At 72.2% G+C, this 23,419-nt stretch carries 22 protein-coding genes and 2 pseudogenes; 13 read left to right on the top strand and 11 right to left on the bottom strand.

Annotation, left to right across the window (positions count from 1 at the left end; translation table 11 throughout):
• Positions 1 to 103: 103 nt before the first annotated feature.
• Together ABS735_RS16290 and ABS735_RS16285 are read right to left on the bottom strand one after the other, a co-directional pair.
• Positions 104 to 1,009, bottom strand: a complete 906-nt coding sequence (locus ABS735_RS16290) for an alpha/beta hydrolase (RefSeq protein WP_373905457.1) — start codon at positions 1,007 to 1,009, stop codon at positions 104 to 106.
• Between the two features lie 7 nt (positions 1,010 to 1,016).
• Complete coding sequence (locus ABS735_RS16285; protein WP_373905458.1) at positions 1,017 to 1,757, bottom strand: SDR family NAD(P)-dependent oxidoreductase; 741 nt, start codon at positions 1,755 to 1,757, stop codon at positions 1,017 to 1,019.
• A 184-nt stretch (positions 1,758 to 1,941) separates the two neighbouring features.
• On the opposite strand from ABS735_RS16285, the gene ABS735_RS16280 reads away from it, so the two are divergent.
• Positions 1,942 to 2,712, top strand: coding sequence for a FadR/GntR family transcriptional regulator (locus ABS735_RS16280; protein ID WP_373905459.1), 771 nt, complete (start codon positions 1,942 to 1,944; stop codon positions 2,710 to 2,712).
• A 60-nt stretch (positions 2,713 to 2,772) separates the two neighbouring features.
• Here ABS735_RS16280 and ABS735_RS16275 read toward each other — a convergent pair.
• Positions 2,773 to 3,703 (bottom strand): annotated as a pseudogene (locus ABS735_RS16275) (LysR family transcriptional regulator).
• Positions 3,704 to 3,817: 114 nt separating this feature from the next.
• Here ABS735_RS16275 and ABS735_RS16270 point away from each other — a divergent pair.
• The 6 genes and pseudogenes from ABS735_RS16270 to ABS735_RS16245 form a co-directional block, all read left to right on the top strand.
• Positions 3,818 to 4,321 (top strand): annotated as a pseudogene (locus tag ABS735_RS16270) (DapH/DapD/GlmU-related protein); the annotation flags it as partial.
• Between the two features lie 99 nt (positions 4,322 to 4,420).
• Positions 4,421 to 5,257, top strand: coding sequence for an alpha/beta fold hydrolase (locus ABS735_RS16265; protein ID WP_373906201.1), 837 nt, complete (start codon positions 4,421 to 4,423; stop codon positions 5,255 to 5,257).
• Positions 5,258 to 5,266: 9 nt separating this feature from the next.
• Positions 5,267 to 6,175, top strand: coding sequence for a helix-turn-helix domain-containing protein (locus ABS735_RS16260; RefSeq protein WP_373905460.1), 909 nt, complete (start codon positions 5,267 to 5,269; stop codon positions 6,173 to 6,175).
• Positions 6,175 to 6,306 carry a hypothetical protein gene (locus ABS735_RS16255; RefSeq protein ID WP_476755833.1) on the top strand — a complete coding sequence of 44 codons (132 nt, stop codon included), beginning with the start codon at positions 6,175 to 6,177 and terminating at the stop codon, positions 6,304 to 6,306. Before ABS735_RS16260 ends, ABS735_RS16255 begins: the two co-directional genes overlap by 1 nt.
• A 69-nt stretch (positions 6,307 to 6,375) precedes the next feature.
• Positions 6,376 to 7,464: a P1 family peptidase gene (locus ABS735_RS16250; RefSeq protein ID WP_373905461.1), complete on the top strand. Its 1,089-nt coding sequence runs from the start codon at positions 6,376 to 6,378 to the stop codon at positions 7,462 to 7,464.
• A gap of 106 nt (positions 7,465 to 7,570) precedes the next feature.
• Positions 7,571 to 7,957, top strand: a complete 387-nt coding sequence (locus ABS735_RS16245) for a VOC family protein (protein ID WP_373905462.1) — start codon at positions 7,571 to 7,573, stop codon at positions 7,955 to 7,957.
• A 31-nt stretch (positions 7,958 to 7,988) separates the two neighbouring features.
• Here the strand turns inward: ABS735_RS16245 and ABS735_RS16240 are convergent, their stop codons facing one another.
• Positions 7,989 to 8,396: a MerR family transcriptional regulator gene (locus tag ABS735_RS16240; RefSeq protein ID WP_373905463.1), complete on the bottom strand. Its 408-nt coding sequence runs from the start codon at positions 8,394 to 8,396 to the stop codon at positions 7,989 to 7,991.
• A gap of 418 nt (positions 8,397 to 8,814) precedes the next feature.
• On the opposite strand from ABS735_RS16240, the gene ABS735_RS16235 reads away from it, so the two are divergent.
• A complete protein-coding gene (locus tag ABS735_RS16235) occupies positions 8,815 to 10,320 on the top strand; it encodes a SulP family inorganic anion transporter (RefSeq protein WP_373905464.1) in 1,506 nt (501 codons plus the stop codon).
• A gap of 15 nt (positions 10,321 to 10,335) precedes the next feature.
• Here the strand turns inward: ABS735_RS16235 and ABS735_RS16230 are convergent, their stop codons facing one another.
• Positions 10,336 to 11,445, bottom strand: coding sequence for a ferritin-like domain-containing protein (locus ABS735_RS16230; protein ID WP_373905465.1), 1,110 nt, complete (start codon positions 11,443 to 11,445; stop codon positions 10,336 to 10,338).
• A 181-nt stretch (positions 11,446 to 11,626) separates the two neighbouring features.
• Positions 11,627 to 12,463: an inositol monophosphatase family protein gene (locus tag ABS735_RS16225; RefSeq protein WP_373905466.1), complete on the bottom strand. Its 837-nt coding sequence runs from the start codon at positions 12,461 to 12,463 to the stop codon at positions 11,627 to 11,629.
• 668 nt (positions 12,464 to 13,131) lie between these two features.
• On the opposite strand from ABS735_RS16225, the gene ABS735_RS16220 reads away from it, so the two are divergent.
• The 3 genes from ABS735_RS16220 (at position 13,132) to ABS735_RS16210 (ending at position 14,879) form a co-directional block, all read left to right on the top strand.
• Entirely contained in the window at positions 13,132 to 13,650 is a 519-nt protein-coding gene (locus ABS735_RS16220) for a lytic polysaccharide monooxygenase auxiliary activity family 9 protein (RefSeq protein WP_373905467.1), read from the top strand.
• A gap of 110 nt (positions 13,651 to 13,760) precedes the next feature.
• Positions 13,761 to 14,504, top strand: coding sequence for a chitinase (locus tag ABS735_RS16215; protein ID WP_373905468.1), 744 nt, complete (start codon positions 13,761 to 13,763; stop codon positions 14,502 to 14,504).
• Positions 14,505 to 14,657: 153 nt separating this feature from the next.
• Positions 14,658 to 14,879: a hypothetical protein gene (locus ABS735_RS16210; protein ID WP_373905469.1), complete on the top strand. Its 222-nt coding sequence runs from the start codon at positions 14,658 to 14,660 to the stop codon at positions 14,877 to 14,879.
• Positions 14,880 to 15,018: 139 nt separating this feature from the next.
• Here ABS735_RS16210 and ABS735_RS16205 read toward each other — a convergent pair whose 3' ends face one another.
• From ABS735_RS16205 to ABS735_RS16195, 3 genes are all read right to left on the bottom strand, one after another.
• A complete protein-coding gene (locus ABS735_RS16205) occupies positions 15,019 to 15,540 on the bottom strand; it encodes an ATP-binding protein (protein WP_373905470.1) in 522 nt (173 codons plus the stop codon).
• A gap of 44 nt (positions 15,541 to 15,584) precedes the next feature.
• The gene (locus ABS735_RS16200) at positions 15,585 to 16,580 is read right to left on the bottom strand and encodes a helix-turn-helix domain-containing protein (RefSeq protein ID WP_373905471.1); all 996 of its coding nucleotides are present in this window, start codon (positions 16,578 to 16,580) and stop codon (positions 15,585 to 15,587) included.
• Positions 16,581 to 16,740: 160 nt separating this feature from the next.
• The gene (locus tag ABS735_RS16195) at positions 16,741 to 17,943 is read right to left on the bottom strand and encodes a S1 family peptidase (protein ID WP_373905472.1); all 1,203 of its coding nucleotides are present in this window, start codon (positions 17,941 to 17,943) and stop codon (positions 16,741 to 16,743) included.
• A gap of 438 nt (positions 17,944 to 18,381) precedes the next feature.
• On the opposite strand from ABS735_RS16195, the gene ABS735_RS16190 reads away from it, so the two are divergent.
• Positions 18,382 to 21,747 carry a family 78 glycoside hydrolase catalytic domain gene (locus ABS735_RS16190; protein WP_373905473.1) on the top strand — a complete coding sequence of 1,122 codons (3,366 nt, stop codon included), beginning with the start codon at positions 18,382 to 18,384 and terminating at the stop codon, positions 21,745 to 21,747.
• A gap of 52 nt (positions 21,748 to 21,799) precedes the next feature.
• Here the strand turns inward: ABS735_RS16190 and ABS735_RS16185 are convergent, their stop codons facing one another.
• On the bottom strand, positions 21,800 to 22,012 hold the full coding sequence (locus ABS735_RS16185; RefSeq protein ID WP_373905474.1) for an MbtH family protein: 213 nt from the start codon (positions 22,010 to 22,012) through the stop codon (positions 21,800 to 21,802).
• Positions 22,013 to 22,100: 88 nt separating this feature from the next.
• On the opposite strand from ABS735_RS16185, the gene ABS735_RS16180 reads away from it, so the two are divergent.
• Complete coding sequence (locus ABS735_RS16180) at positions 22,101 to 23,192, top strand: alpha/beta hydrolase-fold protein (RefSeq protein WP_373905475.1); 1,092 nt, start codon at positions 22,101 to 22,103, stop codon at positions 23,190 to 23,192.
• A gap of 61 nt (positions 23,193 to 23,253) precedes the next feature.
• On the opposite strand, the gene ABS735_RS16175 is transcribed toward ABS735_RS16180, so the two are convergent.
• Entirely contained in the window at positions 23,254 to 23,331 is a 78-nt protein-coding gene (locus ABS735_RS16175) for a 50S ribosomal protein bL37 (RefSeq protein WP_372486533.1), read from the bottom strand.
• Positions 23,332 to 23,419: the final 88 nt, after the last annotated feature.

Here is a 23,419-nt window from a genome sequence, read left to right as displayed (position 1 = left end):
CTTTCCTGGTGAGTGCCGCCTGCGGTGTCAGTGACCGTGGTCCGGGGGTGCGCCCGGCGTGGGCGCCATCGCCCGCCGCCGTCCGCGTCTGCACGAGGAACCGCTAGGCGTCCGCCACGAACTTCGCGATCGCCCGCAGCCCCTGTGCGTGGCCGGGGTGAGTGGGCAGTTGCAGGAACCCGTGGGGAGCGCCTGCCACGACCGCCAGCCGGTGCGGCACGGCGGCGTCGTCCAGCCGGCCGGCGAGGCTCGTCGACTCCGGGAGGAGCGGGTCTTCGTCACCGGCCAGGACGAGGGTGGGCGGGAAGCCGGCGCAGTGCCGTTCGGGGTGCAGTCGCGGGTCGTCGCGGAGCTGTCGGGCGTCGTCGGGTCGCAGGTACAGCTGGGTGTCGGGGTCGGGCCCGCCGACCAGGTCGGTCAGCGTGGGCAGGGCCCGGTGCACGTCGTAGATGCCGTAGCACAGCAGCGCGGCCCGCACGGCGGTCGCCGGGCCCGCCGCGAGCGCGGCGGCGGCGAGGTTGGCACCCGCCGAGTCGCCTCCGATGAGCAGGCGGGAGGGGTCGCCGCCGTACTCCTCGGCGGACCGTGCCGCCCAGTCGAGCGCGTGCAGGGTGTCGTCGACGGCCGCGGGGAACCGGTGCTTGGGCGCGCGCCGGTAGTCGACGACGAACGTCAGCAGTCCGAGGGCGCACAGGTCTGCGGCAAGTCTGCGGTGTGTCGCCGGGGCGCCCAGTACCCAGGCTCCGCCGTGCAGGTAGAGCAGGGTCGGGAACGGTGGCTCGCCCAGCGGCCGGTACACGTCGGCCGTCACCCGCCAACCGCCGATCTCCCGCACCGGTACTCCGTGCGCGATGCCGGCGACCGCGGGTCCGTCCTGGTTGGTGTAGGCGTCGAAGGATCCGAGCAGCTCGAGGACGGAGCCGGGACCGGTCAGCCTGAGGGTGCGGTTGAACGCGAGCAGCTCGGCGGGGACCCCGCCGTGCTCGTCCGTCTGGAAGGCATCGGTCATCGTCGCCTCAGCTCATCGTGAGTCCGCCGCTGACGCTGAGCGTCTGCCCGGTGATGTACGCGGCCTCGTCGGAGGCCAGAAATGCCACCGCACCGGCGATGTCGTCCGGTGTGCCGATCCGACCGAGCGGAATCGCCCGGACGAGCGACTCCCGCAGCCGGGGACCGGCGAACGACTGGAACAGGTCCGTGTCGGTGGGGCCGGGACACACGGAGTTGGCCCGGACCCCGTGCCGCGCGGCTTCTCGGGCGATCGTCTTGGTGAAGGCGATGACTCCGCCCTTGGCGGCGGAGTAGACGGCCTCGCCCGACGACCCGACGCGTCCGGCGTCGGAGGCGATGTTGACGAGGGAACCGGAGCCCTGCTCGACGAGGAACGGGAGCACCGCCCTGGAGGTGTTCAGCACACCGTGGAGGTTGATCCGCACGATGCGCTCCCAGTCCGGCGGATCGGAGTCGGCGAAGGGTCCCGCCTTGTCCCACCCGGCGTTGTTGACCAGGATGTCGATCCGTCCGAACGCGTCTCGCACCCGTGTCACCATCGCCTCGACCGCCTCCCGCGAGGTCACGTCGGCGCCGATGCCCAGCGCGTCACCACCGAGACGGCCGGCGGTCTCCAGGCACGCAGCCGAGTCCACGTCCGCGGCGACGACGCTCGCACCCTCGTGCGCGAACTTCTCGGCTATGGCCTGCCCGATCCCCCGGCCGGCGCCGGTCACGATCGCGACTTTGCCGTCCAACCTGCTCATCGCCACTCCGTCCTGCCTGCCGGGTTCTGCCTGTCGACCCGCCTGGCGAAACTAGTATCAGAGTTTTGGGAAACATAATATATGTGGCCGTCGTGGAGCAAGAGGCCCGAGCGATCCCGCGGGAGGCCGCCGATACAGTCGGGACTGGCGCCGCATGACCAGGACGGATACGGGGGGACACGCGATGGACAGGAACAAGCGGGAGATTCCGCGCGGCTCACTCCCCGCCCACACCGCCCGACGCATCATGCGCGACTTCACGGACAAGGGACTGAAGCCCGGCGACGGTCTTGCCGACGAGGCGACGCTGGTCGAACGGTACGGAGTTTCCCGTGGCACCCTGCGGGAGGCTCTGCGGCTGCTGAGTTTCCTGGGAGCGGTGACGGTCAAACCCGGGCCGCAAGGCGGACCACGGCTCGGCCTGCCCGGACCAGCCGTCGTCGGAAGTGCCCTGGGTATGGTCGTCCAGTACCAGGGGGCCACACTCGCCACGGTGTTCGAAGCGTTGCACGCCGTCGAACCGTCGGTCGCCGCCCTGGCCGCGACCTGCCGCGAGGACAGCGACCTGGCACTCCTCGACGAGTCGGTCGAGGCGCTTCGCGCGACCGAGCGGAAACGTGGGCCCGAGTACACGGAGCACGCCGTCGCCTACACCCTGCGGGTCGCGGAAGCCTCGCACAACGCCGTACTCGGCACCATCGTCCCCGCCCTCGTCGCCATGAACCGCACGGTCCCCTGGCGCTATCCCGAAGGCGGGCGTCCCGAGATGACCGAACGCGTGCAAGCGGTGGTCGAGGCGATCCGGCACCGCGACAGCGAGGGAGCGAGCCGACACACCCGCCGCATGATCGAGTGGCTGATCGACTCGCTGCGCTCCCACCAGCCCGCCTACCTGGAGCGCCGCATCCTCTGGCCCGACCTGGACGAGGTCCTGTCCAGCAGCCCGAGGGACTGACGCCGTCCACGCGGGAGCAGGAGAAGCGACCAGGGCGTGTCCGTCACTTCGGTCGTCCGGTCAGCGGTCCGCCCAGTGCGGCGCCCACACGTCGTGCGGGGTCCGCGGGCCCGCGGTGCGCAGATGGTCACGCAGCGGTCAGCACATGCTGCTGGTCCCCGCTGCGGAACAGCAGCACGTGCGGGCAGACCGGGGTCGGGTCGTGCAACGGGATGCGCCGCAGGTCATGGGTCTCGGGCCACAGGTACCGGGGCCCCGCCGCCCACGAGGGTGGCCAGCGAGGCCGAGTCGGCCAGCGCGTCCATCAGGGCCTCGTCACCGAAGTTGGGGGCCGAGCGCGTCGATGCTCAGGCCGAAGGCCTCGGACAGCGCCTGGTAGAACGCCGCCCACTCCGTGCCCGGCCTGATCCCGGGGATCCAGACGCGGTGGCCGGCCAGGTCCGCAGGGCGGACCCGGGGTGCGTCAGCCAGCGGGTGGGCGGGTCCGACCAGGAGGCTCCAGGGGCGCGTCGAGGAGTCGTTCGGCGCTGATCCCGGCCCGGACCTGGTCTGCGGGCAGGGCACGGAAGGACGCGTCGACGGTCCCTTCGAGCACTGTCTGGGCGGCCTGGGCGGCGTTCTCGGTGCTCAGCGTGACCGCGTCCAGGTCCGTCTCGGGGTGGGAGCGGTAGAACCGGTAGACGGCCTGGGCCGGGGAGATGCGCCGGTTGAGGACATCGACGCGCAAGGGACGGCTGCCGGGGCGCACGACCCGCTCGGCCTGCTCGACAGCTGCCAGGACCTTCTTGGCGTGCGGCGGGAAGACCTGCCCGTCCAGGCTCAGCTGGGAGCCTCGGGAGGTGCCCACCAGGAGCGTGACCTCTATGTGCCTCTCCAGGGCCGCGAACCGCTTGGAGACCGCCTGCCGGCTGATCCCCAGCTCGTCGGCCGCGGCCTGGAACTGGCCGGTCCGCGCGATGGCCACGAACGTCCGCAGCGCTTCGACGTCCACGCTCGCACCCTGCTTCCACAACCACTGGCTGTGTCCGGTGTGGTGCGGGGTTGTTTGATCGAGGGTCCTGCGCGGTGGTGGGATCGGCGCATGTCTCCCCGCACAGAGCAGGTCATGCATGCCCGGACGCCTGAGTCCACGCGTTATGTGGAGCGGATCGCGGAGGTGACCGATGCGACGTCTCGACTGAACGTGCTTCCGTTCAGCGACACTGAAGGTCGCGCGGAACTTCTTTCCGTTGTGTTCGGTGGCCCGCTGGCGGAGTCGGTGACGATCTACCCGCCGTTCTACACGGAGCACGGGCTCAACACGACGTTCGGCGGGAGGGTCTTCGTCAACCAGGGCTGCACCTTCGTGGACAAGGGAGGCATCCGTATCGGCAACGGCGTCATGATCGCCCCGAAGGTCAGCCTCATCACAGTAGGTCATCCACTGCCCCTGGCCGAGCGCCGCGAGCACCTCTCCTTCGCCCCGATCGTCATCGCGGACGACGCCTGGATCGGGACGGCTGCCGTGATCACCCAAGGGGTGACCATCGGTGCCGGTGCAGTGGTCGCTGCCGGTGCGGTGGTCACTCGTCAAGTCCATCGGCTGAGCCCGGCCGGGCGGCCGGCCCGGAGACCTGACAAGCCGTCCCCGAAGTCGGCGTCGAGCGTCCGACGGCTCCGGGGACATTTGTACAAGACCCGTGACCGGCACCGGGCGCACGCTTGCGGCATGAGTCAGTACGACGCCGATCTCTCGCACGGCATGCACGTGGTCCACGACGGCCCGCCGCAGGCGCCGCCCCTCCTGCTCATCCACGGTTCCGGCGCCTCGGGCGCCTCCTGGGACCCGGTGGTCCCGGCGCTGGCCGAGCACCGTCACGTCCTGCGCATCGACCTCCCGGGCTGCGGCAAGTCACCGGCCACCCCGTCGTACGACGTGCCCCTGCAGGCGGGCCGGGTGGCGGCGCTCCTGGACGACCTCGGACTGCGTACGGTGACCGTGGTCGGCCACTCCAGCGGCGGCTACGTCGCCACGGCGCTCGCGGAGCGGCGGCCCGATCTGGTGGGCGCCGTCGCCCTGGTGAGTACGGGTCCGAGTCTGGACGCGCTCCTTCCGCAGCCGATGGTCCTCCGGCTGCTGCTGGCCCCGCCCTTCGGCCCGCTCCTGTGGCCGCGGCGCACGGACGCGATGCTCCGCAAGGCGATCGCCGCGACGGCCGCCGGGCCCGTGGACATCCCTGCCGGGATGATCGACGACGTGCGGGACACCTCGTACCGCAGCTTCAGAACGGTGGCGCGCGGGAACACGGCCTACCTCGCCGAGCGCGGCGTGCCCGAGCGCCTCGCCGACCTCGACATCCCGGTGCTGGTGCTCTTCGGTGCCGCCGACCCGCGCTGGGAGCCGTCGTCGGCACACCGGTACGAGGCCGTGCCGAACGCGCGGCTCGAGCTGCTGCCGGGCGTCGGGCACCTGCCGCCGCTGGAAGCGCCCGGGCCGACCGGCGAGTTGCTGCTCGGCTTCACCGCACGGGACGTGGACCTCCCGGCCGTCGGCCCCGACACCTAGACTGACGGCGTGTTGTCCACCGAGGCACGGACCGGGGCGCCGCCCGACTGGTCGATCGTGGACGTCGTGGTCCCGCGCCCCTCGGTCTGGCTGCCGGGAGTCAGCATGGCCGGGTTCAGTCAACACGTGCCCGCCTTCGTGGACATGGCCATGGTCGCGCATCCGTCCGTCACCGTCCTCGTCGACCTGAGCGAGGGCGACGGCATCCTGTACGGCGCCCGGGGCCGGCACGGACACGGCAGCTTCGTCGTCGGGCTCGCCCCGGTCGGCGTCAGGGCGGCGGGCCGGGTGGGCTCGTGCCTGCAGATCCGGCTGGAACCGGCGGTGGCGGCCGCGGTGCTCGGCCCCGTGGGCGGGCTCGACGGGAGGGTGGAGTGCTTCGAGGACGTCTGGGGTCCCGGGGCGGAGCGGGTCCAGGACGAGCTGCGCGCCGCCGGATCGTGGGACGCGCGGTTCGCGCTCGCGGCGGACATCCTGCGCCGCCGCATGGCGGACCGGCCGCCGGTCGATCCCGAGGTCGCCCACACCTGGCGGGCGACGCTCGCGGGCCGGGGGCGCGTACGGGTCGACGGTCTCGCCGACGAGGTCGGCTGGAGCCGCAAGCGGCTGTCGGCCCGCTTCCACGCTCAGCTCGGCATCACGCCCAAGCGGGCCGCCCGACTGGTGCGGTTCGACCACGCCGCCCACCTGCTCGCGGCCGGTCTGGCCCCGGCCGCCGTCGCCTTCGAGAGCGGCTACGTCGACCAGTCCCACCTCCACCGGGAGGTCAAGGCGTTCACCGGGCTCACTCCGACGGCGGTGGCGGACGTGCCCTGGCTCGCCATAGACGACGTCGCCTGGCCCGGCTCGTCGCCGTCGCGGTCCCCAGGGTGCGGGCCGCGTCGAATGGCAGCGCCCGGCCGTGCGTGGAATCGTTGATGCACGGTATGCGCGGACGCACCGCGAGAGAGCACTGTCAGAAGGAGGCACCGATGTCCTCGAAACGACGCCGGAAGAAGAAGGCGCGCCGCAACCACGCGGCCAACCACGGCAAGCGACCCCAGTCCTAGGGACGTGTCCGACGACTCCGGCGGCACGCATCGGCGGCCTCCGGGCGCGGGCGCGTAACGTCCGGCCGTATGGAACCACCACTGTCGAACCCGCGCTCGCCGTCGGATGCCGTCCGGGGCCGGGCACGCGACCTGGGTGTGGTCATCGGGTCCTGCGGCACCGGGCCCTCCAACGCCATCACCGACGTGCCCGGTGTCCGCGTCGGGCACACCACCGTCCGCAGGCCGCCCAACGTGCACACCGGCGTCACCGCCGTCGTGCCCGACCTCGTCGGCCCGCACGCGCCGCTGCCTGCCGGGGTGTTCACCGGCAACGGCTACGGCAAGCTCATCGGTACCACCCAACTCGCCGAACTCGGCACGCTGGAGACCCCTGTCCTGCTCACCTCCACCCTCTCGGCGTTCCGTGTCGCCGACGCCCTCGTCGGCTGGGTGCTCCGGCGGCCCGGATGCGAGGAGGTACGCAGCCTCAACCCGGTGGTGGGCGAGTGCAACGACGGCTTCCTGTCCGACGTCCGGGCCCGGCCCGTGCTGGAGGAGCACGTGCGGGCCGCCCTCGACACCGCCTCCGGCGGTCCGGTGACCGAGGGGTGCGTCGGCGCGGGCACCGGTACCGTCGCGCTGGGTTTCAAGGCCGGCATCGGCACCGCCTCCCGGGTCCCGGACCTCGGAGGCCGGCGCTTCACGGTCGGCGTGCTGGTGCAGGCGAACTTCGGTGGCACGCTGCGGGTGCTCGGCCGGACGCTCACCCCGCGGTCCCTGGGTCTCGGGGCAGGGGGTCCCGGCGCCGAGGCGGACATCGGTTCCTGCATGATCGTGGCAGCCACGGACGCGCCTCTCGACGCCCGGCAGCTCACCCGTGTCGCACGGCGCGCGGTGTTCGCGCTGGCCCGCACGGGCGCGGCGTACAGCCACGGCAGTGGCGACTACGCCGTCGCCTTCGGCACGCGGCCGGACGCCGCTCACCCGGTCGCGGACGCCGATCTGGGCCCGCTGTTCGAGGCCGTCCTCGACGGAGTCGAGGAGGCGGTGCTCAACTCCCTGCTCGCGGCGACCACGACGACCGGTGTCCACGGCCGGACGGTGCCCGCACTTCCGGCGGACGCCCTGATCGCCGCCTTGGACCGTCCCGCCGGTCGGGGGCCCGTCGACCGTTGACCGGACCCGCGCCCACCAGAACCAACATCAACGTCAACACCCACATCAACCCACTCGGGCACATCATGATCCGATGGCTCGGCCCCGACGCACCGGAGAAGACCCCATGAAGATCCACCTCACCAGCGTCTTCGTCGACGATCAGGCGCATGCCCTGCGCTTCTACACCGAGATGCTGGGCTTCGTGGTGAAGCACGACGTGCCGGTGGGCACGGACCGGTGGCTGACCGTGGTCTCGCCGGAGGCTCCCGACGGGACCGAGCTGCTGCTCGAGCCCTCCGGCCATCCCGCGGTGGGGCCGTACCGGACGGCGCTGGCCCAGGACGGCATCCCGGCCGCCTCCTTCGCCGTGGACGACGTACGGGCGGAGTACGACCGGCTGCGCGGACTCGGGGTGCGCTTCACCCAGGAGCCGCTGGAGACGGGCGCGGTCACCACGGCGGTCCTGGACGACACCTGCGGCAACCTGATCCAGATCATGCAGGGCCAGTAGCCGCGAGGGCGTCCGGCGGCGCGTCCCGCGCCTACGGGGCCGTCGCGCTCTCGATGCGGTCGGCCAGGGTCGCGGCGAACTCCTCCGCCCGCGCCAGCTGGGTCCGCAGGTCGGCGACCCGCTGCCGGGCGGCCCGTTCGAAGACGCGTACGCGCTCGAGGAGCTGCTCGCGCTCGCCGGCCGGCAGCTGCCCGTCGCCGCGGTCCAGGCGGTCGGTGGCCTCCAGGAGGTCGCGCATCTCGTCGAGGGTGAAGCCGAGCGGCTTCATTCGGCGCACGACCATGAGGCGGGCGACGTCGGCCTCGGTGTACAGGCGGAAGCCGCCCTGGGAGCGGGCGGACGGGACGACCAGCCCGGTCTCCTCGTAGTGCCGGATCGTGCGCAGCGACAGCTCGGTCCTGGCCGCCACCTCGCCGATCTGCATGTGCCCGCCGCTCACGCGTGCGCCTTCCTCGTCGTCCGTCCTGCCGCCGCCGCGACGGCTTGGATCCCTACCGTAACGTTAGGGTAGAGTTGCCCGGGTGCCGGGCCGCTGTGCCGTTCGGCACTCCATGGTTGCGGGAGACCCGACACGGTGCGGGAGACCCTGTCCACCATGCCGTGCCGGGGGCCGAGGAAGCCCCCGGCGAAGACCGACGCCGGCAGGAGAGAGCGAGCGCATGCCCATGACGCCCCGCGCCGCCGTCTGCCCGCCGTGACGCTTCGCCCCTGAGCGGCGGCCGTCCCCGTCGGCACGCCGTCTCTCCTCACTCTCGGTCCGGCACCGCGCGGCCCTCGCGCAGGACCGGCCCGGCTCTCGCGCTCCCCCGCACGTCCCCCGCTGCCGGGCGTGCCCGACCACGACAGGTACCTCCCTCTTGTCTGCTCCCGCGCTTTCCCCCGCCGCGCGCCTGCGCGGCCTCAAGCCCGACTGGATCTCCGACCCGAAGGTGTGGCGCACCGAGGTCCTCGCCGGACTCGTCGTCGCCCTGGCCCTGGTGCCGGAGGCGATCTCGTTCTCGATCATCGCCGGGGTCGACCCGGAGATCGGCCTGTTCGCGGCGTTCACCATGGCCGTCACCATCTCGGTCGTCGGCGGCCGCCGCGCGATGATCTCCGCGGCGACCGGCGCCGTCGCTCTGGTGATCGCCCCGTTGAACCGCGAGCACGGCCTCGGCTACCTCGTCGCGGCGGTCATCCTCGCCGGTGTCTTCCAGGTGGTCCTCGGCGCGCTCGGGGTGGCCAAGCTGATGCGGTTCGTGCCGCGCTCGGTGATGGTCGGCTTCGTCAACGCCCTCGCCATCCTCATCTTCATGGCGCAGGTGCCCGAGATGACCGACGTGCCCTGGCCCGTCTACCCGCTCGTCGCGGGCGGGCTCGTGCTGATGGTGCTCTTCCCCCGGATCACCAGGGTGGTCCCGGCGCCGCTGGTCTCCATCGTCGTCCTGACCGTCATCACCCTGGCGGCCGGCATCGCCGTACCGACCGTCGGTGACAAGGGGGAACTGCCCCACGCGCTGCCCGTGCCGGGGCTGCCCGACGTGCCGTTCACCCTCGACACCCTGACGACCGTCGCCCCGTACGCGCTCGCCATGGCCCTCGTCGGGCTCATGGAGTCGCTGATGACGGCGAAGCTGGTGGACGACATCACCGACACCCACTCCGACAAGACGCGTGAGTCGATCGGTCAGGGCATCGCCAACATCGTCACCGGCTTCTTCGGCGGCATGGGCGGCTGCGCCATGATCGGCCAGACGATGATCAACGTGAAGGTGTCCGGCGCGCGTACCCGTCTGTCCACGTTCCTGGCGGGCTCGTTCCTGATGGTGCTGTGCGTCGTATTCGGCCCGGTCGTGTCCGACATCCCGATGGCGGCCCTGGTCGCGGTGATGGTGATGGTGTCGTTCGCGACGTTCGACTGGCACTCCGTCGCTCCGCGGACCCTCAAGCGGATGCCTGCCGGCGAGATCCTCGTCATGGTGGTCACCGTCGCCGTCGTGGTCGCCACCGGCAACCTCGCCATCGGCGTCGTGGTCGGCTCCGTCACCGCGATGGTGATCTTCGCCAAGCGGGTGGCCCGCCTGGCCGACGTCACCTCGGTGACCGATCCCGACGGCGGCCAGGTCGTCTACTCCGTCACCGGCGAGCTGTTCTTCGCCTCCAGCAACGACCTGGTCTCGCGCTTCGACTACGCCGGTGACCCCGACCAGGTCGTCATCGACCTGTCCGCCACCCACATCTGGGACGCCTCGTCCGTCGCCGCCCTGGACGCGATCGAGACCAAGTACGCGCAGCGCGGCAAGCAGGTCGAGATCGTCGGTCTCAACGAGCACAGCACCCTGATGCGCGAAAGGCTCGGCGGCACCCTCACCGGCAACCACTGACCCTCCTGGCCGGCGTCACGCGCGGGGCGGGCGGAACTGGGGGCCGTAGGTGCCGGGGGCACCCGGGATGGCGGTCTCCATCAGCTCGAGTGCCGGGGCTTCCAGCGCGCCCATGGTACGGACGGCCGAGCGCAGGGTGCGCGCGTCGCCGTCGGCCCAGGCCGCTTCGAGGGTGCTCAGCACCTTGGCGTAGGCGGTGTCGAAGCGGTCGAGGAGGTCCTGGACCCGCTTCGGCGGGTCGGGCCAGCCACCCGCCGGGACCCGGGCCATGGGACGCGCGTCGGGGAAGGGCACGGGGGCGCCGGTGAACCGCCAGCCGTCGTCCTCCTGGCGCAGTTGCCGTCCGTGGTAGATCTCGCCGAAGGCGTAGTAGTGGGCCGGGTAGTCGTCCCCGAAGGCGTCCTCGGGGGAGCTGGTGGTGCCCTCGCCCTGTTCCTTGATGACCTCGATCGCCCGCTCGACGCCGTCGAGGTCGGTCACGGGTTCCAGGACGTCCGAGCCGATGTGCTCGGACAGCTGCCCGTGGGCCGACAGTTCGGGCGCCGTGGTCCGGAAGGCGTTCAGCAGGTCGTCGTAGAAGTGGCCGATGCTGGGCGAGTTGTTGATGCTGCGGGCCAGGGGGGCCTCGGGGGCTTCGATCGCCATCATCACGTCGTGCACGAAGGGCCTGTTGAGGCCCGAGAGGTAGACGTTCACGCCGTCGCGTACTCCGCCCGGCAGGGGGCCGGGGTAGGAGAGGGCCGCGTCCGTGATCCGCGGCCGGCCGCCCACGGCCACCAGCAGGTTGCACACGACGCCCATGTGGTACATCTCGTCGCCGACGATGCGCCGGACGAGTCGTGCGACATGGCTGGTGCGGTCCCCCACGGACCACCATCCGCACAGGTAGGGCGGGATGGTGGCGAGTTCGAGTGCCACGGCGACCTGCAGGGCCTCCCGCAGCCAGTCGACGCCGCGGCCGCTGTGGGGGACGGCGAGCAGCCGCGCCACGGACCGGCAGCCGGGCACGGCACCTTCCGGCCGCTCGGCCGCCCGAACGGGTGCGGCGGCCGAGACGGGCGCGGCGGCCGAGACGGGCGCGGCGGCCGAGACGGGCGCGGCGGCCGTCAGGGCGGCCGATGCCATGAAGGTCCTTCGCCCGAACGGGGCGCCCGTCCCCGACGATTCCTCGCGCACACCAGTCACCCGTACTCCCTCTGCAAGCGATGCCCGCCTCTGAGCGAGACGTCCGCATTTCTCCGACGGCTGGCGAAACTAGCAGCGACGAGGCCGTTTCCCGGGCGGGCGGCACCGCGTGGGGCATCCTCTACCCGGTCGGCCCTACCGGCGACCGGTCGGGGCCGGTGCCGAGCGGCTCACGTATCAGCGACAGCAACAGCCCGTGGGTCTCGGCGTCGGCCGCCACCACCAGGCCCCGGCCCGTCGGTCCGACCGGGGCGCCGTCGACTCCGGTGACGAGGCAGCCGGCCGCCCGGCACAGCGCGATGCCGGCGGCGAAGTGCACGCTCTCGGTGAGGCCGACGCCGTCGGTGACGTAGGCGGCGCGCTTCCCGGCCGCTACCCAGGCCAGTGCCAGCGTCGTCGACACGACCCGCGGCCGGAACCCTTGTCCGAACCCGGGGTGGGCGAGCAGGTCCACCGCACGGAACGCCGGCGCGCCCGGGAACGGCGGATCAAGGTTCACGTCGACCAGCCGGGTGGCCGCGCTGGGCGCCAGTGGGGTGTCCTGGCCGTCGCGCCGGACCCGGGCGGTGTCGCCGTCGCTGTGGAAGACCTCGCCGCTGAACGGGTCGGCCACCGCCGCGGGGCCGTCGCGCAGTGCCACGTTGACGGCCACCAGCGTGGTGCCGACGGCGTAGTTGAGCGTGCCGCACAGGGGGTCCACCAACCACTCGCGCACCGCGTCGGCCGCTCCGCGCCGTCCGCCCTCCTCACCGCGTATCGCGTCCCGGGGCCGGGCGGCACGGATGACGTCGAGGATCGCCTCCTCGGCCGCCACGTCGGCGTCGGTGGCGAAGTCCCCGTCGCCCTTGTCGATCCGGGCCAGCCGCTGCCCGTACCGGGCCCGTACGACCTCCGCGCCGGCCCGGGCGGCGGCGATCGCCACTTCGGTGTCGTCATGACTCGCAGATGAGTTGATCACAGTGTGCAGGGTAGTGGCGTCGTCGACCACTCCTCGGCGCGTCGGACGCCGGCCGCCCGCGCCGAGCTGACCTCCCGGGTGAGCCGCCGGCTCGCGGCGGCCCCCTTCCCCGGGGCCCGGGACGAAGTCGCCGCGAACCCGCGGTCGAGGGCGCCGTGCCGCGCTCGCTGTCCGGCGATCCGTTCCACCAGGTGCGGCGCGAGGTCGCGCGGCGCCGCCGGGCGTCGGCCTCGGCCCTGCTCGTCTGCCTGGCGGACCAGGAGGCGAGGCATGTGGCCGCGGGTCATCCGGCACTCCCGCCGCCGGTGCTCCTTGGACCAGCTGGACGACACCGACCGGCAGGTGATGAAAGCGGCGTCCGCCGATCCGTCACTGCCGCGCGCCGTGATGGCGGATCCGATCAACCGCCCCTCTGCGCGTCCCGGTTCGCCGCTCACACACTCTTGACACGGTCACGTCGACCGCTTGTATGGTCTAGTCCAACAGAACTCACCGCTCCGTTCAAGGAGTTGAGCCTTGCCGGGGTCCCACTCCCTCGCGAGGACGGTGAGTGCGCGTCACCTTCGCGCCTCCTGGCCCCACCCACGAGAGGCCGTACTCGGCGTGCGCGGTCACCCCCACACATGACCGCGCGTGCCCTGGGACGGCCGGATGTGAAGGAGTTCCCCATGCACGCACGTCGGAAGACCGCTGCCCTGATCGGCGCCGTTCTCGCCCCCGTCGTCGCGGTGAGCCTGCCCGCCTCCTCGGCGAGCGCACACGGCTACATCTCCGACCCGCCCAGCCGTCAGGCCCAGTGCGCCGCGGGCACGGTGTCCTGCGGCGACATCAAGTACGAGCCCCAGAGCGTCGAGGGCCCCAAGGGCCTGACCAGCTGCAGCGGCGGCAACAGCCGCTTCGCGGAGCTGGACGACGACAGCAAGGGCTGGAAGGTCACCCCGGTGTCGAAGACCACGACGTTCTCGTGGCAGCTCACCGCGCAGCACGCCACCAGCACCTGGGAGTACTACGTCGGCGGTCAGCGGATCGCGCTGTTCGACGACGGCGGCGCGAAGCCGGGCGCCGTCGTGAACCACCAGGTGGACTTCGGCGGCCTCACCGGACAGCAGAAGGTGCTCGCCGTGTGGAACGTCGCCGACACGGACAACGCGTTCTACGCCTGCATCGACGTCAACGTCGGCGGCTGACGGGCCGGGTCGAGCAGTCCGGGAGCGACCGCGCCCCTTCCGGGGTTCGCCGTCGCTCCCCCGCCCCGCCCTCCCCACGCCGTCCCTCCCATCGAGCAGGAGTCGATATCGTGCAGCACCGCAAGCTCGCACTGCTGGCCGCCACCGGCGCGGCGGCCGCCCTGTGCACCCTGACCATGGCCCCGTCGGCCGTCGCCGAGAAGTCCGAGAAGCCCGCCGGCCAGACCGCTGCCGCTGAATTCGTGGTCAGCGAGAGCCAGTTCAACCAGATGTTCCCGAACCGGAACTCCTTCTACAGCTACGGCGGCCTCACCGCCGCGCTCAGTGCCTACCCGGGCTTCTCCAACACCGGCAGCGACACGGTGAAGAAGCAGGAGGCCGCCGCCTTCCTCGCCAACGTCAGCCACGAGACCGGCGGCCTCGTGTACGTCGTCGAGCAGAACACCGCCAACTACCCGCACTACTGCGACGCCTCTCAGCCGTACGGCTGTCCGGCGGGCAACGACAAGTACTACGGGCGCGGGCCCGTCCAGCTGAGCTGGAACTTCAACTACAAGGCCGCCGGGGACGCCCTCGGCATCGACCTGCTCAACAATCCGGACCTGGTCCAGAACGACTCGGCCGTGGCCTGGAAGACGGGCCTGTGGTACTGGAACACCCAGAACGGGCCCGGCACCATGACCCCGCACGACGCGATGGTCAACGGGGCCGGGTTCGGGGAGACCATCCGCGCCATCAACGGCAGCCTGGAGTGCGACGGGGGCAATCCCGGGCAGGTCCAGAGCCGGATCGACAACTACGAGCGCTTCACCCAGCTCCTCGGCGTCGAGCCCGGCGGCAACCTCAGCTGCTAGTGGCCCGAGCCGGACCGTCGGCCCCCTCGTGCTCACCGGCACGCCCGGTCGCGAGGGGGCCGTCGGCCGGCCCGGCTCACCGAACCGCGCGAGTTCGTCGGCGTCCGGCTCCTCCAGCAGGAACCCGGCACCGCCCTCGATGAGCGCATGTGGATGCGACACGCCGACGCTCCGGGCGCCGTGATCGCGGACGAGCTCGACCGGGAGCCGGACGACCTGGCGTGCGCGGCACTGGCCCGGTTCGTCCTCGAGGTACCGGCCCTGACCGCGGGACGGCACGATCCGCGGGCGACCGTGGAGACGGTGTTCGACCTGCTCCTGCACGGCTGGCGGTCACAGGCCGGCCCGCCGGACGCCACGCCCCCCGCCGGCTGATCGCCCTCACGCTGCAGGGGCTGCTACGGCCCCTGCGCCAAGCGGGCGCTCGACTCCCCGCCTGCGGAGCGGCGCGGCGACAGTCCCTGACTCAGTCCCTCTCCGGCGACGGGGCCACGTGGATCCCGCCCTACGGCGTTCACGACCGGGCCGGTCGCTCCGGCGCCGGGAGCAGCGCTCCCAGCAGTCGGCCCCCGGCCGGGGTGAGCGACCACCGCTCGTGCCCGGCGTCGTCGCCGCCGAGGGCATGCGGCGGGGCCGTTTCCCGGTGCCGGACGGGTGTGTTCAGGTCGAGGACCGCGAAGCAGCGCTTCCCGGTTCCCGTGGTCTCCGCGCCCCGCAGGACGCAGAGGCCGTCCAGGACGGTGAGCCCGCGTCCTCCTTCGGCGTCGTGGTCCGCACGGCGCCGCCGGGGCAGGGCCGGGTTCGTGTCGGACACCTCGACGACGAGGATGTGCTCGTCCAGGACGACGCCCACGGCCAACCGTCCCCCCGCGTGCAGGAGGCCGTTGGTGAGCAGTTCCGAGGCCACGAGTTCGAGGCGCACGCGCTGCTCCTCGGACAGCGGGACGCCCCACGACCGCACGGTGGCCGCGATCTTCTTGCGCGCGGCGCGGACTGTGGCGGGGGTGGCTTCCACGGTGAAGCGGGATCGAAGCATCGTTGTCTCCTGGCGGGGACGCGTACCGTCGTCGTCGACGTGCGTCAGTCGGCTGGGTACTGCTGTGGCCGCTTGTGAGGCCCGGCGTCCTCCTGCCGGCTCCAGGCGATTCCGTAAATACCGGCGTGGCATTTCGCGGGCAGTATGTGGGCGCTGTGGGACGCGTCCAGGCCGAGCGGGCGGATCTCCTCCTGCTCCGCTTGCGAGTTGTGGCGGTAGTACCCGTGCACGGCTGACGGAAGGTGCCGGGGATGGAAGAAGATGTGCAGGAGATACTGCCGGACCGGGACGGGCAGGGTGCGCTCGTGGTGGTTCGAGGGCTTCCACCGCGGGCCGATGTCGAGCGTGTAATCGATGATCGCGGTTTCCCCGCGCCGGAGGGCGCGCCCGAATCCGATGTCGAACACCGCGGAACTGACTTCCTGACGGAAACACAGCGCCTCCAGGCGCCCGCAGTTGACGGTCACCTGCACGGAGGGTGTGCCGGGGTCGTCCAGGTTGTGGTGGGCCGTCAGGTGCCGTACGTCGTCACGGGTCGCGCGCACGACGTGGCTGACCGTGTAGCGCGCGATGCACCCGTGGTCGTCGAGGTGCACGGTCTCCGACACGGAGAGGGTGACGAGGTTCTCGTTGAACCGGTAGGCGTCCGCTCCCAGGGCCCGCTCAAGCGGCGCGCCGGGACTCAGAACGCGGGAAAGGGCGTCCGGCACACGGTTCGTCGGGGCCAGCGCCCTCCCGCGCGGGCGCCGGTGGGCCAGCAGGGTCTGCAGCGTGCCCGGCGCCAGGTTCAGGATGACCTCGATCTCCGCCACGGCCCGCAGGGACTGCCGGCGCTCGGGCTGGCTGCGCCCCCGCTGCCAATGACTCAACGTCACCGGGCTCACCGAGATGCCGCGTTCGCCTAGGTGGTGGTGCAGACGCTGCAGGGACAGGCCGCGAGCCTTCAGCGCCCGGTGGAGTGCCTCCCCGAAGGTGGCCTCGTCCGCGCACCGCGGCTCCTCGGTCCGGTCCGACTCCGGCTGGTCGTCCCGCTGGTTCATCGACGGCTCCCGAACGGTTCTGTCAGAGGGGCCGGCAGGGCTGCCGCCGCCGGTGAGCGGGGCAGCCCTGCCGTCATGGATCACCGCAGGGTACGGGTGGTCCACCGGCCCGGCGCGGCACCTGGGGAGACCGTCGCGCCGGGCCCGGCCAGTGCGCCGCTCAGGCGGTGTTCAGGCTCAGTCCGTAGTACCGCAGCGCGTCGTCCAAGGGCTGGAAGTACGAAGTGCCCTGTCCGTAGACGCCGTTGCACCGGTTGTCGGTCTGGCCGCCGGAGGTCATGCCCTGGCCCTGGTTGCCGGAGATCCAGGGGCCTCCGCTGTCCCCGCCCAGGTCGCAGACGTCGCTCAGCCCGAGGTTCGTCACGAGGGTGGCCGGCTGACCGGGGTCGGTGTACGTCACCGAGTAGTCGTAGGCCTTGATGGAGCCGCAGGTCCAGCCGGAGGTGGCACCGGACTTGCAGACGTCCGATCCGACCGGGGCCCGCCGGCTGCCCTCGACGGCGACGTTGCCGCCGTTGTTCCACGTGCCGACCTGGGGCGCGATGGTCGTGCCCGCGTCGACGGAGGCGAGGCCCATGTCTATGCTGTTCCGCCCGTGCTGGAACCGGCTGGTGGTGCCCTTGGCGAAGTGCGAGCCGTCGTAGTACAGGTCGGGCAGGTTCTCGACACAGTGACCGGCGGTGACCAGGACCTGGCGGCCCGACGAGTCGCGGGCTCCGAAGCCGACCGAACAGTAGTGGTTGCCGTAGTCCATCCGGCTGCCGGGGTAGATGGTGCCGGCGGTCGAGACGGCCTTGCCGTCGCTGCTCCGTACGGCGACCGCGGATCCGTAGGACGCGGCCTTGCTCAGGAACGCCTTGTCGGCGGCCGTCGATCTGTCGCGCACCTGGACGACCACCTGGTTCGTCACCGGGTCGACACCCCACCCCTGCACACCGGTGGGCAGGTCCTGCTTCGCGGCCTTGTCCAGCGCCGCCTTGACGGCGTCCAGTTCACCGGCGGTGTGCTGCGCCATACGTGCCTCGAGGCCGGCGGCTTCGACCTGGCGGGCCGCGCTCGACTCGGTGACGTTCACCGTCAGACGGCCGTCGCGGTCGAAGAAGGCTCCTCGGGGGTCGACACCCGAGGACCGCAGGGTGCCGAGCACCGACTGCTGCCGGGCCTGCGAGTCGAGCCGTCGTGCGGCGGTCGCGTCGCTGACACCCAGCGAGTCGGCGAGAGCCCGCACCATCTGACGCTGGTACGTCCCGCCGGGCGTGGGCGAGTCCGCCCCGGTGGTTCCGTGCGCAGAGACCGCGCCTGAGGACACGACCAGCGCCGCCGCTGCGGCACCTGACGCCATGATCGCGCGTAGACGAAGCATCTTGTCTCCATTTCCGGGCAGCCGCCTGTGGCGGCATGTGGGGGAAGTGCGGATTACGGCGAGGAAAGAAGGCCCTGTCCGCACGGAGAACCTTCCTAGTCGGACGCGCCCATGACAAGATCGGTGAGCGGCGCAAAAATTAACAGAACTGCGGACATCTGTTTCTGCCGGAATTCACCGACGCCCCGTCAGGCGCATTCCACCGAAGCGGCAAAGGCCGGGAATTGGAGACGCGGGCCGAGCCGCCCCGGCGGCCTCGCCGCGCCGTCTGCCGTCGGCACGACCGTCGTCACATCCCTTGATGCGTCCCACAGGGCGTGCGTAGGATCGTGAGACGCCCGATTGAATCGTTTCACCCCATGGGTTCAGACAGCCGACGCGAGTCACACGCACGGTCCCTTCCCGCTGCGTCGGCACGACGAGCAAAGGCGGACACACATGACCGAGGAACCGGCCGAGGGCACGCCCGAGGAGAAGGACACGCCCGAGGAGAAGGACACGACCGAGGGCTGGAACCGCAGAGTCTTCCTCCGCGGCACCGTGGCGACCGCGGGCGCCGCCGGTGTCACGGCGCTGGCCACCGGCGCACCCGCCTTCGCGGCCGGTGTCGCGCCGGACGGTCCCGGAACAGCCGACGGCCGGCCGGGGACGAGTGCCGGACTCCGCGTCGTCCGGACCAGTGTCGAACACGCCGAGAACCTGCTCGGCACGGACGTCGAACGCCCGCGCCTGTCATGGGAACTGGCCGCCCCGGGCCACGGCGCCCGGCAGACCGCCTACCACATCCGGGTCACCGGGGACTCCGCCGGCAGCGGCCAACGCACCCGTACGGTCTGGGATTCGGGCAAGGTCACCTCCGACCGCAGTGTCGGCATCCCCTACGGCGGGCCCGCGCTGCTCCCCCGTACCCGCTACCACTGGCAGGTCCGGGTCTGGGACGCCGCCGGCCGCCGCTCCCGCTGGAGCGAGACCCGCTGGTGGGAGACGTCCCTCCCGGCCGACGGCTGGCGGGCGAGCTGGATCGGCGCCGAGCAGCCGCCCGCGCCGCCGTCCCTGGAGGGCGCGTCGTGGATCTGGTCCCCCGGCGCGAACTCCTCGGACGCCCCGGAGGGCGAACGCCGGTTCCGTGCCACGCTCGCCCTGCCGGCGGGCTCCGTGGTGAAGCGGGCCGTGGTGAGCGCCACGGCCGACGACGACTTCACCCTCTACGTCCACGGACAGCAGGTGCTCCACGCACCGCAGCAGACCGACGGATGGCGCACCGGCCGCACCGCCGACGTCACGGAGCAGACCCGCTCCGCCGGCGACGGGGTCCTCGTCGCCGCCCTCGCCACCAACCGGCCCGGGGCCAGTGTGAACCCCGGCGGCCTCCTCGTCCGCCTCGTCGTCGAGACCGGGGACGGGCACACCCACGAGCTCCGCACCGGCGACGGCTGGCGCACCACCGAAACGGCGCCGGAGGGCTGGGAGCGGCCCGGGTTCGACGACGGCGCCTGGCAGCCGGCCGCCGTCCTGGCCCCGTACGGCCAGGGGCCCTGGGGCGACGGCGTGAGTGTCGCCGCTCCCGAGGCGCCCGCCCCGCTGCTGCGCCGCTCCTTCGCCGTCCGGGGGCGCGTCGCGCGCGCACGCCTGCACATCAGCGGACTCGCCTACTACGAGGCGGAGATCAACGGCCACCGCGTCGGCGACCAGGTCCTCGACCCCGGGTTCACCGACTACGACGAGACGGTGCTGTACGCCGTCCACGACGTGACGGAGCTTCTGCGGCGCGGTGAGAACGCCATCGGCGTCACCCTCGGGCGCGGCTTCTACGGCATGACGACACCCAACGTCTGGAACTGGCACCGCGCTCCCTGGCACGGCGAGCCCCGGCTTCTCGCGCAGTTGGAGATCGACCACCCGGACGGAACCCGCACCACCGTCGCCACGGACGGCGAGTGGCGCATCACCGAGGGGCCGACCCTGTCCAACTCCCTGTACGCCGGGGAGACCTACGACGCCCGCCGGGCACCCGACGGCTGGTCCCGGCCCGGGTTCGACGACTCGGGATGGCGGCCGGCCGGCGTGCGCGAGGCGCCCGGGGGCACGCTGCGCGCTCAGCCGCACGACCCGATCGAGGTCGTCGGGACCGTCCGTCCGAAGGCGGTCGAGGAACTGCGCCCCGGGGTGTACGTCGTGGACATGGGACGCACCATGGCCGGCTGGACCCGGCTGACCGTGCGCGGGGCCGCCGGGGGCGCCGTGGTCCGGCTCGTCCACGGCGAGAAGCTGAAGGACGACGGCAGTGTGCACGCCGAGACCGGGCACGTGCCGGGCCGCTTCCAGACCGACGAGTACGTGTGCGCCGGCCGGGACGAGGAGGTGTGGGAGCCGAGCTTCTCGTACAAGGGCTTCCGGTACGTCGAGGTCCACGGCCTGCCCGCGCGGCCGGAGCCGGAGGACGTGCTCGGACGGCTGGTGCACTCCCGCGTGGACGAGGTCAGCTCGTTCTCCTGCTCGGAGCCGTTCTACGAGTGGCTGGACAAGGCGATGCGGCGCACCGTGCTGAACAACCTGCACGGCATCCCCACCGACACGCCGATGTACGAGAAGAACGGCTGGACGGGGGACGCCCAGCTCGGCACGCCCGTCATGACCTACGCCTTCGGGATGCAGCGTTTCCTGTCCAAGTGGCTCGGCGACCTCGCCGACAGCCAGACCGACGAGGGTCAGCTGCCGGTGATCGTGCCCAGCGGGGGCTGGGGCTACGGCGACCTCGGCCCTTCCCCCGAGTGGACGACCGTCTACCCCTTCGTCGTCCGCGAGTTGTACCGGGTGTACGGGGACGAGCGGGCGGCCCGGGAACACTGGGAGACCCTGACCCGCTACCTGGACTGGGAGCTCGACCGTCTGCGGGACGGGCTGGCCGTCACCGCGCTCGGCGACTACCTGGCCCCCGGGTACGGCGGCAACCCGCCCGAGGACACCCGGCTGACCGCGACGGCCTACCTGTACCGGGCGCTGCTGCACACCGCGGAGCTGGGTGAGGCGCTCTCCGGACTGCCGGGCGACAACGATGTCCCGAAGCGTTACCGGGCCGCCGCCGAGGGGCTGCGGAGCGCGTTCAACGAGGCGTTCCTCGGGCCGGAGGGTCACTACCGCACGGCCAAGGACCCGGACTACCGGCAGACGTCCAACGCGATACCGCTCGCGTTCGGACTGGTGCCGCCGGGCGCCCGGGGCACGGTCCTGGAGAGCCTGGTGGCGGACATCGAGGAGCGCGGCGAGCACCTCAACACGGGCGCGCTGGGCACGAGTGTGCTGCTGCGGGTGCTGTGCGCGCACGGCCGTCCGGACGTCGCCCACGCCGTGGCCACCCAACACACCTATCCGAGTTGGGGCTACTGGCACGACCACGGCGCCGACACCATGTGGGAGATGTGGCCGCTGGACTCCCGCTCCCGCGACCACTACTTCCAGGGCACCGTCGCCCAGTGGCTGTACGAGAACGTGGCCGGGCTGCGGCCGGGCGACGCGGGGTACCGCACGTTCAGCGTGCGTCCGGACGCGCGTACCGGCGTGGACTGGGCGCGGACCTCGGTCCGGACCGTGCGCGGGGAGGCGTCGGTGGCGTGGTCCGCCGTAGGCGGGAAACTCCGGCTGACGGTGCGGGTACCCGTGGGGTCGCGGGCCGAGGTCCACGTCCCGGTGGCCGAGGGGTCACGTGCCGAGGCGCCCGGTGGGGCGGAGTTCCTGCGGTCGGTGCCCGGCTTCGACGTCCACCGGGTCGCCCACGGCACCTGGGAGTTCACCGGTACCGCCTGACGTGCGGCGCCCGCGTCGGGGTGCGGTGCGTCGGCGCGGGTTGTGGTGCCGGTCAGGAGTCGACGGACTCGGCCAGGGAACGGGGGCGCAGGTCCGTCCAGTTGGTCTCGACGTACTCCAGGCAGGCGTCCCGGGTGTTCTCCTCGAAGGCGACGGTCCATCCGCCGGGCACCTGTGCGAAGGACGGCCAGAGCGAGTGCTGTCCCTCGTGGTTCACGAGGACGAGGAAACGGCCGTCGGCGTCGTCGAACGGGTTGGTGCTCATACCCGATGCCTCCCGGGAGATTAGGTTAGGCTCGCCTAATAATCGACGAGCTTAGCCTTTGGGCTTCGCGCTCCACAAGGAGACCTTCATGGAGTTGGCGGGGGAAGAGCCCTTCGCCGGGTTCGGACTGCCCGGTGCTCCCGGCACCGATGCCTTCTGGGCCGCAGCGCGCACGCCCGCGTCGGTGCCGGACGGCGACGGCTGGGCGACCCTCTTCGTGCGGCGCGGGTCCGAGGCGGCGACCATCGGCTTCGAGAGCTGGTCGGAGCCGGTGCCGCTGCGCCGGTGGGGTGCCACGGACTGCTGGTACGCGAAGGTGCGCATGCCGGCGCGGCTGCGGGTGACGTACCAGTTCCTGGTGGGCGACGCGGCGTACGCCGACCCGTGCAACCCGGCCGGCGCGGGCGGCGACCGGTCCGTCGCCGCGACCCCGGACGCGCCGCCCCAGCCGCACTGGCCCGCGGTCGGCGCCGACGACGTCCTGCCCCTCCCCCGCACCCGGCTGCGCTGGACGAGCGGACGGCTCGGTGGGCGGCGTACCGTGCGGGTCCACGCGGCGGGCGGGGGCGGACCGGTGGTGCTGCTCCTCGACGGGGACGACTGGCTGTACCTGCACCCGGCCACGACCGCGTTCGACTCGGCCGTCGCGAGCGGTGAGATGCCGCCGGTGACGCTCGTGTTCCTTCCCGCCAAGGACCGCGCGGCCGAGTTCGGATGCCGGCCCGAGTTGTGGGAGGCGGTACGGGACGAGCTGCTGCCCCTCGTGGCAAAGAGCGGTGTGCCCGCCGACCGGGACCGGCTCGTGGTCGCGGGGCAGAGCCTGGGCGGGCTGAGTGCGCTGTACGCCGCCGTGGAGTTCCCCGGTCTGGTGTCGCGGGTGGCCTGTCAGTCGCCGTCGGTCTGGTGGACGCCGGAGGCCGCGGACCTCGCGGACCCGCTGGGCGGCCCGCTCGGCGGTGTCCTCGCGGCTCGCCTGCGCGGGCGCCCCGACCTGTCCGGGCTGCGGATCGCCTTCGACGCGGGCGAGCACGAGACTCGGATGCTCCCGCACTGCGGCCTGGTGGAGGACCTCGCCGAGCAGGCCGGTGCGACCGTGCGGGTCTCCCGGTCGGCGTCGGACCACGACCGGGCGGGCTGGCGGCAGGCACTCCTGCGGGACGTGGCCTGGGCACTGGCCTAGGGGGCCGACACGTCGGGTGGGCGGCGCCGTACGCCGCCCACCCGAAGCACCGGAGACGTCCTCAGCTCTGCGGACGCCTGCCGTGGTTGGCGCCGTTCTTGCGGCGGGCCTTCTTCTTGCGACGTCGTTTCGAGGACATCGATACCTCCTTGGTGCTCGTACTTCCACACGTATGCACCGGATTGTCGCCACCGGTGATCACAGAGCCCCTTTCCCGTCGACGCCGC

It is taken from the genome of Streptomyces sp. MMCC 100, assembly GCF_041538145.2.
Taxonomy (GTDB): domain Bacteria; phylum Actinomycetota; class Actinomycetes; order Streptomycetales; family Streptomycetaceae; genus Streptomyces.
This window is presented reverse-complemented; position numbering and strand designations above follow the sequence as displayed.

Bases quoted from the DNA above. Each gene is read 5' to 3' on its own strand.
- ABS735_RS16290 (WP_373905457.1), bottom strand. From the start codon at position 1,009: ATGACCGATGCCTTCCAGACGGACGAGCACGGCGGGGTCCCCGCCGAG.
- ABS735_RS16285 (WP_373905458.1), bottom strand. From the start codon at position 1,757: ATGAGCAGGTTGGACGGCAAAGTCGCGATCGTGACCGGCGCCGGCCGG.
- ABS735_RS16280 (WP_373905459.1), top strand. From the start codon at position 1,942: ATGGACAGGAACAAGCGGGAGATTCCGCGCGGCTCACTCCCCGCCCAC.
- ABS735_RS16265 (WP_373906201.1), top strand. From the start codon at position 4,421: ATGAGTCAGTACGACGCCGATCTCTCGCACGGCATGCACGTGGTCCAC.
- ABS735_RS16255 (WP_476755833.1), top strand. From the start codon at position 6,175: ATGCACGGTATGCGCGGACGCACCGCGAGAGAGCACTGTCAGAAGGAG.
- ABS735_RS16250 (WP_373905461.1), top strand. From the start codon at position 6,376: ATGGAACCACCACTGTCGAACCCGCGCTCGCCGTCGGATGCCGTCCGG.
- ABS735_RS16245 (WP_373905462.1), top strand. From the start codon at position 7,571: ATGAAGATCCACCTCACCAGCGTCTTCGTCGACGATCAGGCGCATGCC.
- ABS735_RS16230 (WP_373905465.1), bottom strand. From the start codon at position 11,445: ATGGCATCGGCCGCCCTGACGGCCGCCGCGCCCGTCTCGGCCGCCGCG.
- ABS735_RS16220 (WP_373905467.1), top strand. From the start codon at position 13,132: ATGCACGCACGTCGGAAGACCGCTGCCCTGATCGGCGCCGTTCTCGCC.
- ABS735_RS16210 (WP_373905469.1), top strand. From the start codon at position 14,658: ATGCGACACGCCGACGCTCCGGGCGCCGTGATCGCGGACGAGCTCGAC.
- ABS735_RS16205 (WP_373905470.1), bottom strand. From the start codon at position 15,540: ATGCTTCGATCCCGCTTCACCGTGGAAGCCACCCCCGCCACAGTCCGC.
- ABS735_RS16200 (WP_373905471.1), bottom strand. From the start codon at position 16,580: ATGAACCAGCGGGACGACCAGCCGGAGTCGGACCGGACCGAGGAGCCG.
- ABS735_RS16195 (WP_373905472.1), bottom strand. From the start codon at position 17,943: ATGCTTCGTCTACGCGCGATCATGGCGTCAGGTGCCGCAGCGGCGGCG.
- ABS735_RS16190 (WP_373905473.1), top strand. From the start codon at position 18,382: ATGACCGAGGAACCGGCCGAGGGCACGCCCGAGGAGAAGGACACGCCC.
- ABS735_RS16185 (WP_373905474.1), bottom strand. From the start codon at position 22,012: ATGAGCACCAACCCGTTCGACGACGCCGACGGCCGTTTCCTCGTCCTC.
- ABS735_RS16180 (WP_373905475.1), top strand. From the start codon at position 22,101: ATGGAGTTGGCGGGGGAAGAGCCCTTCGCCGGGTTCGGACTGCCCGGT.
- ABS735_RS16175 (WP_372486533.1), bottom strand. From the start codon at position 23,331: ATGTCCTCGAAACGACGTCGCAAGAAGAAGGCCCGCCGCAAGAACGGC.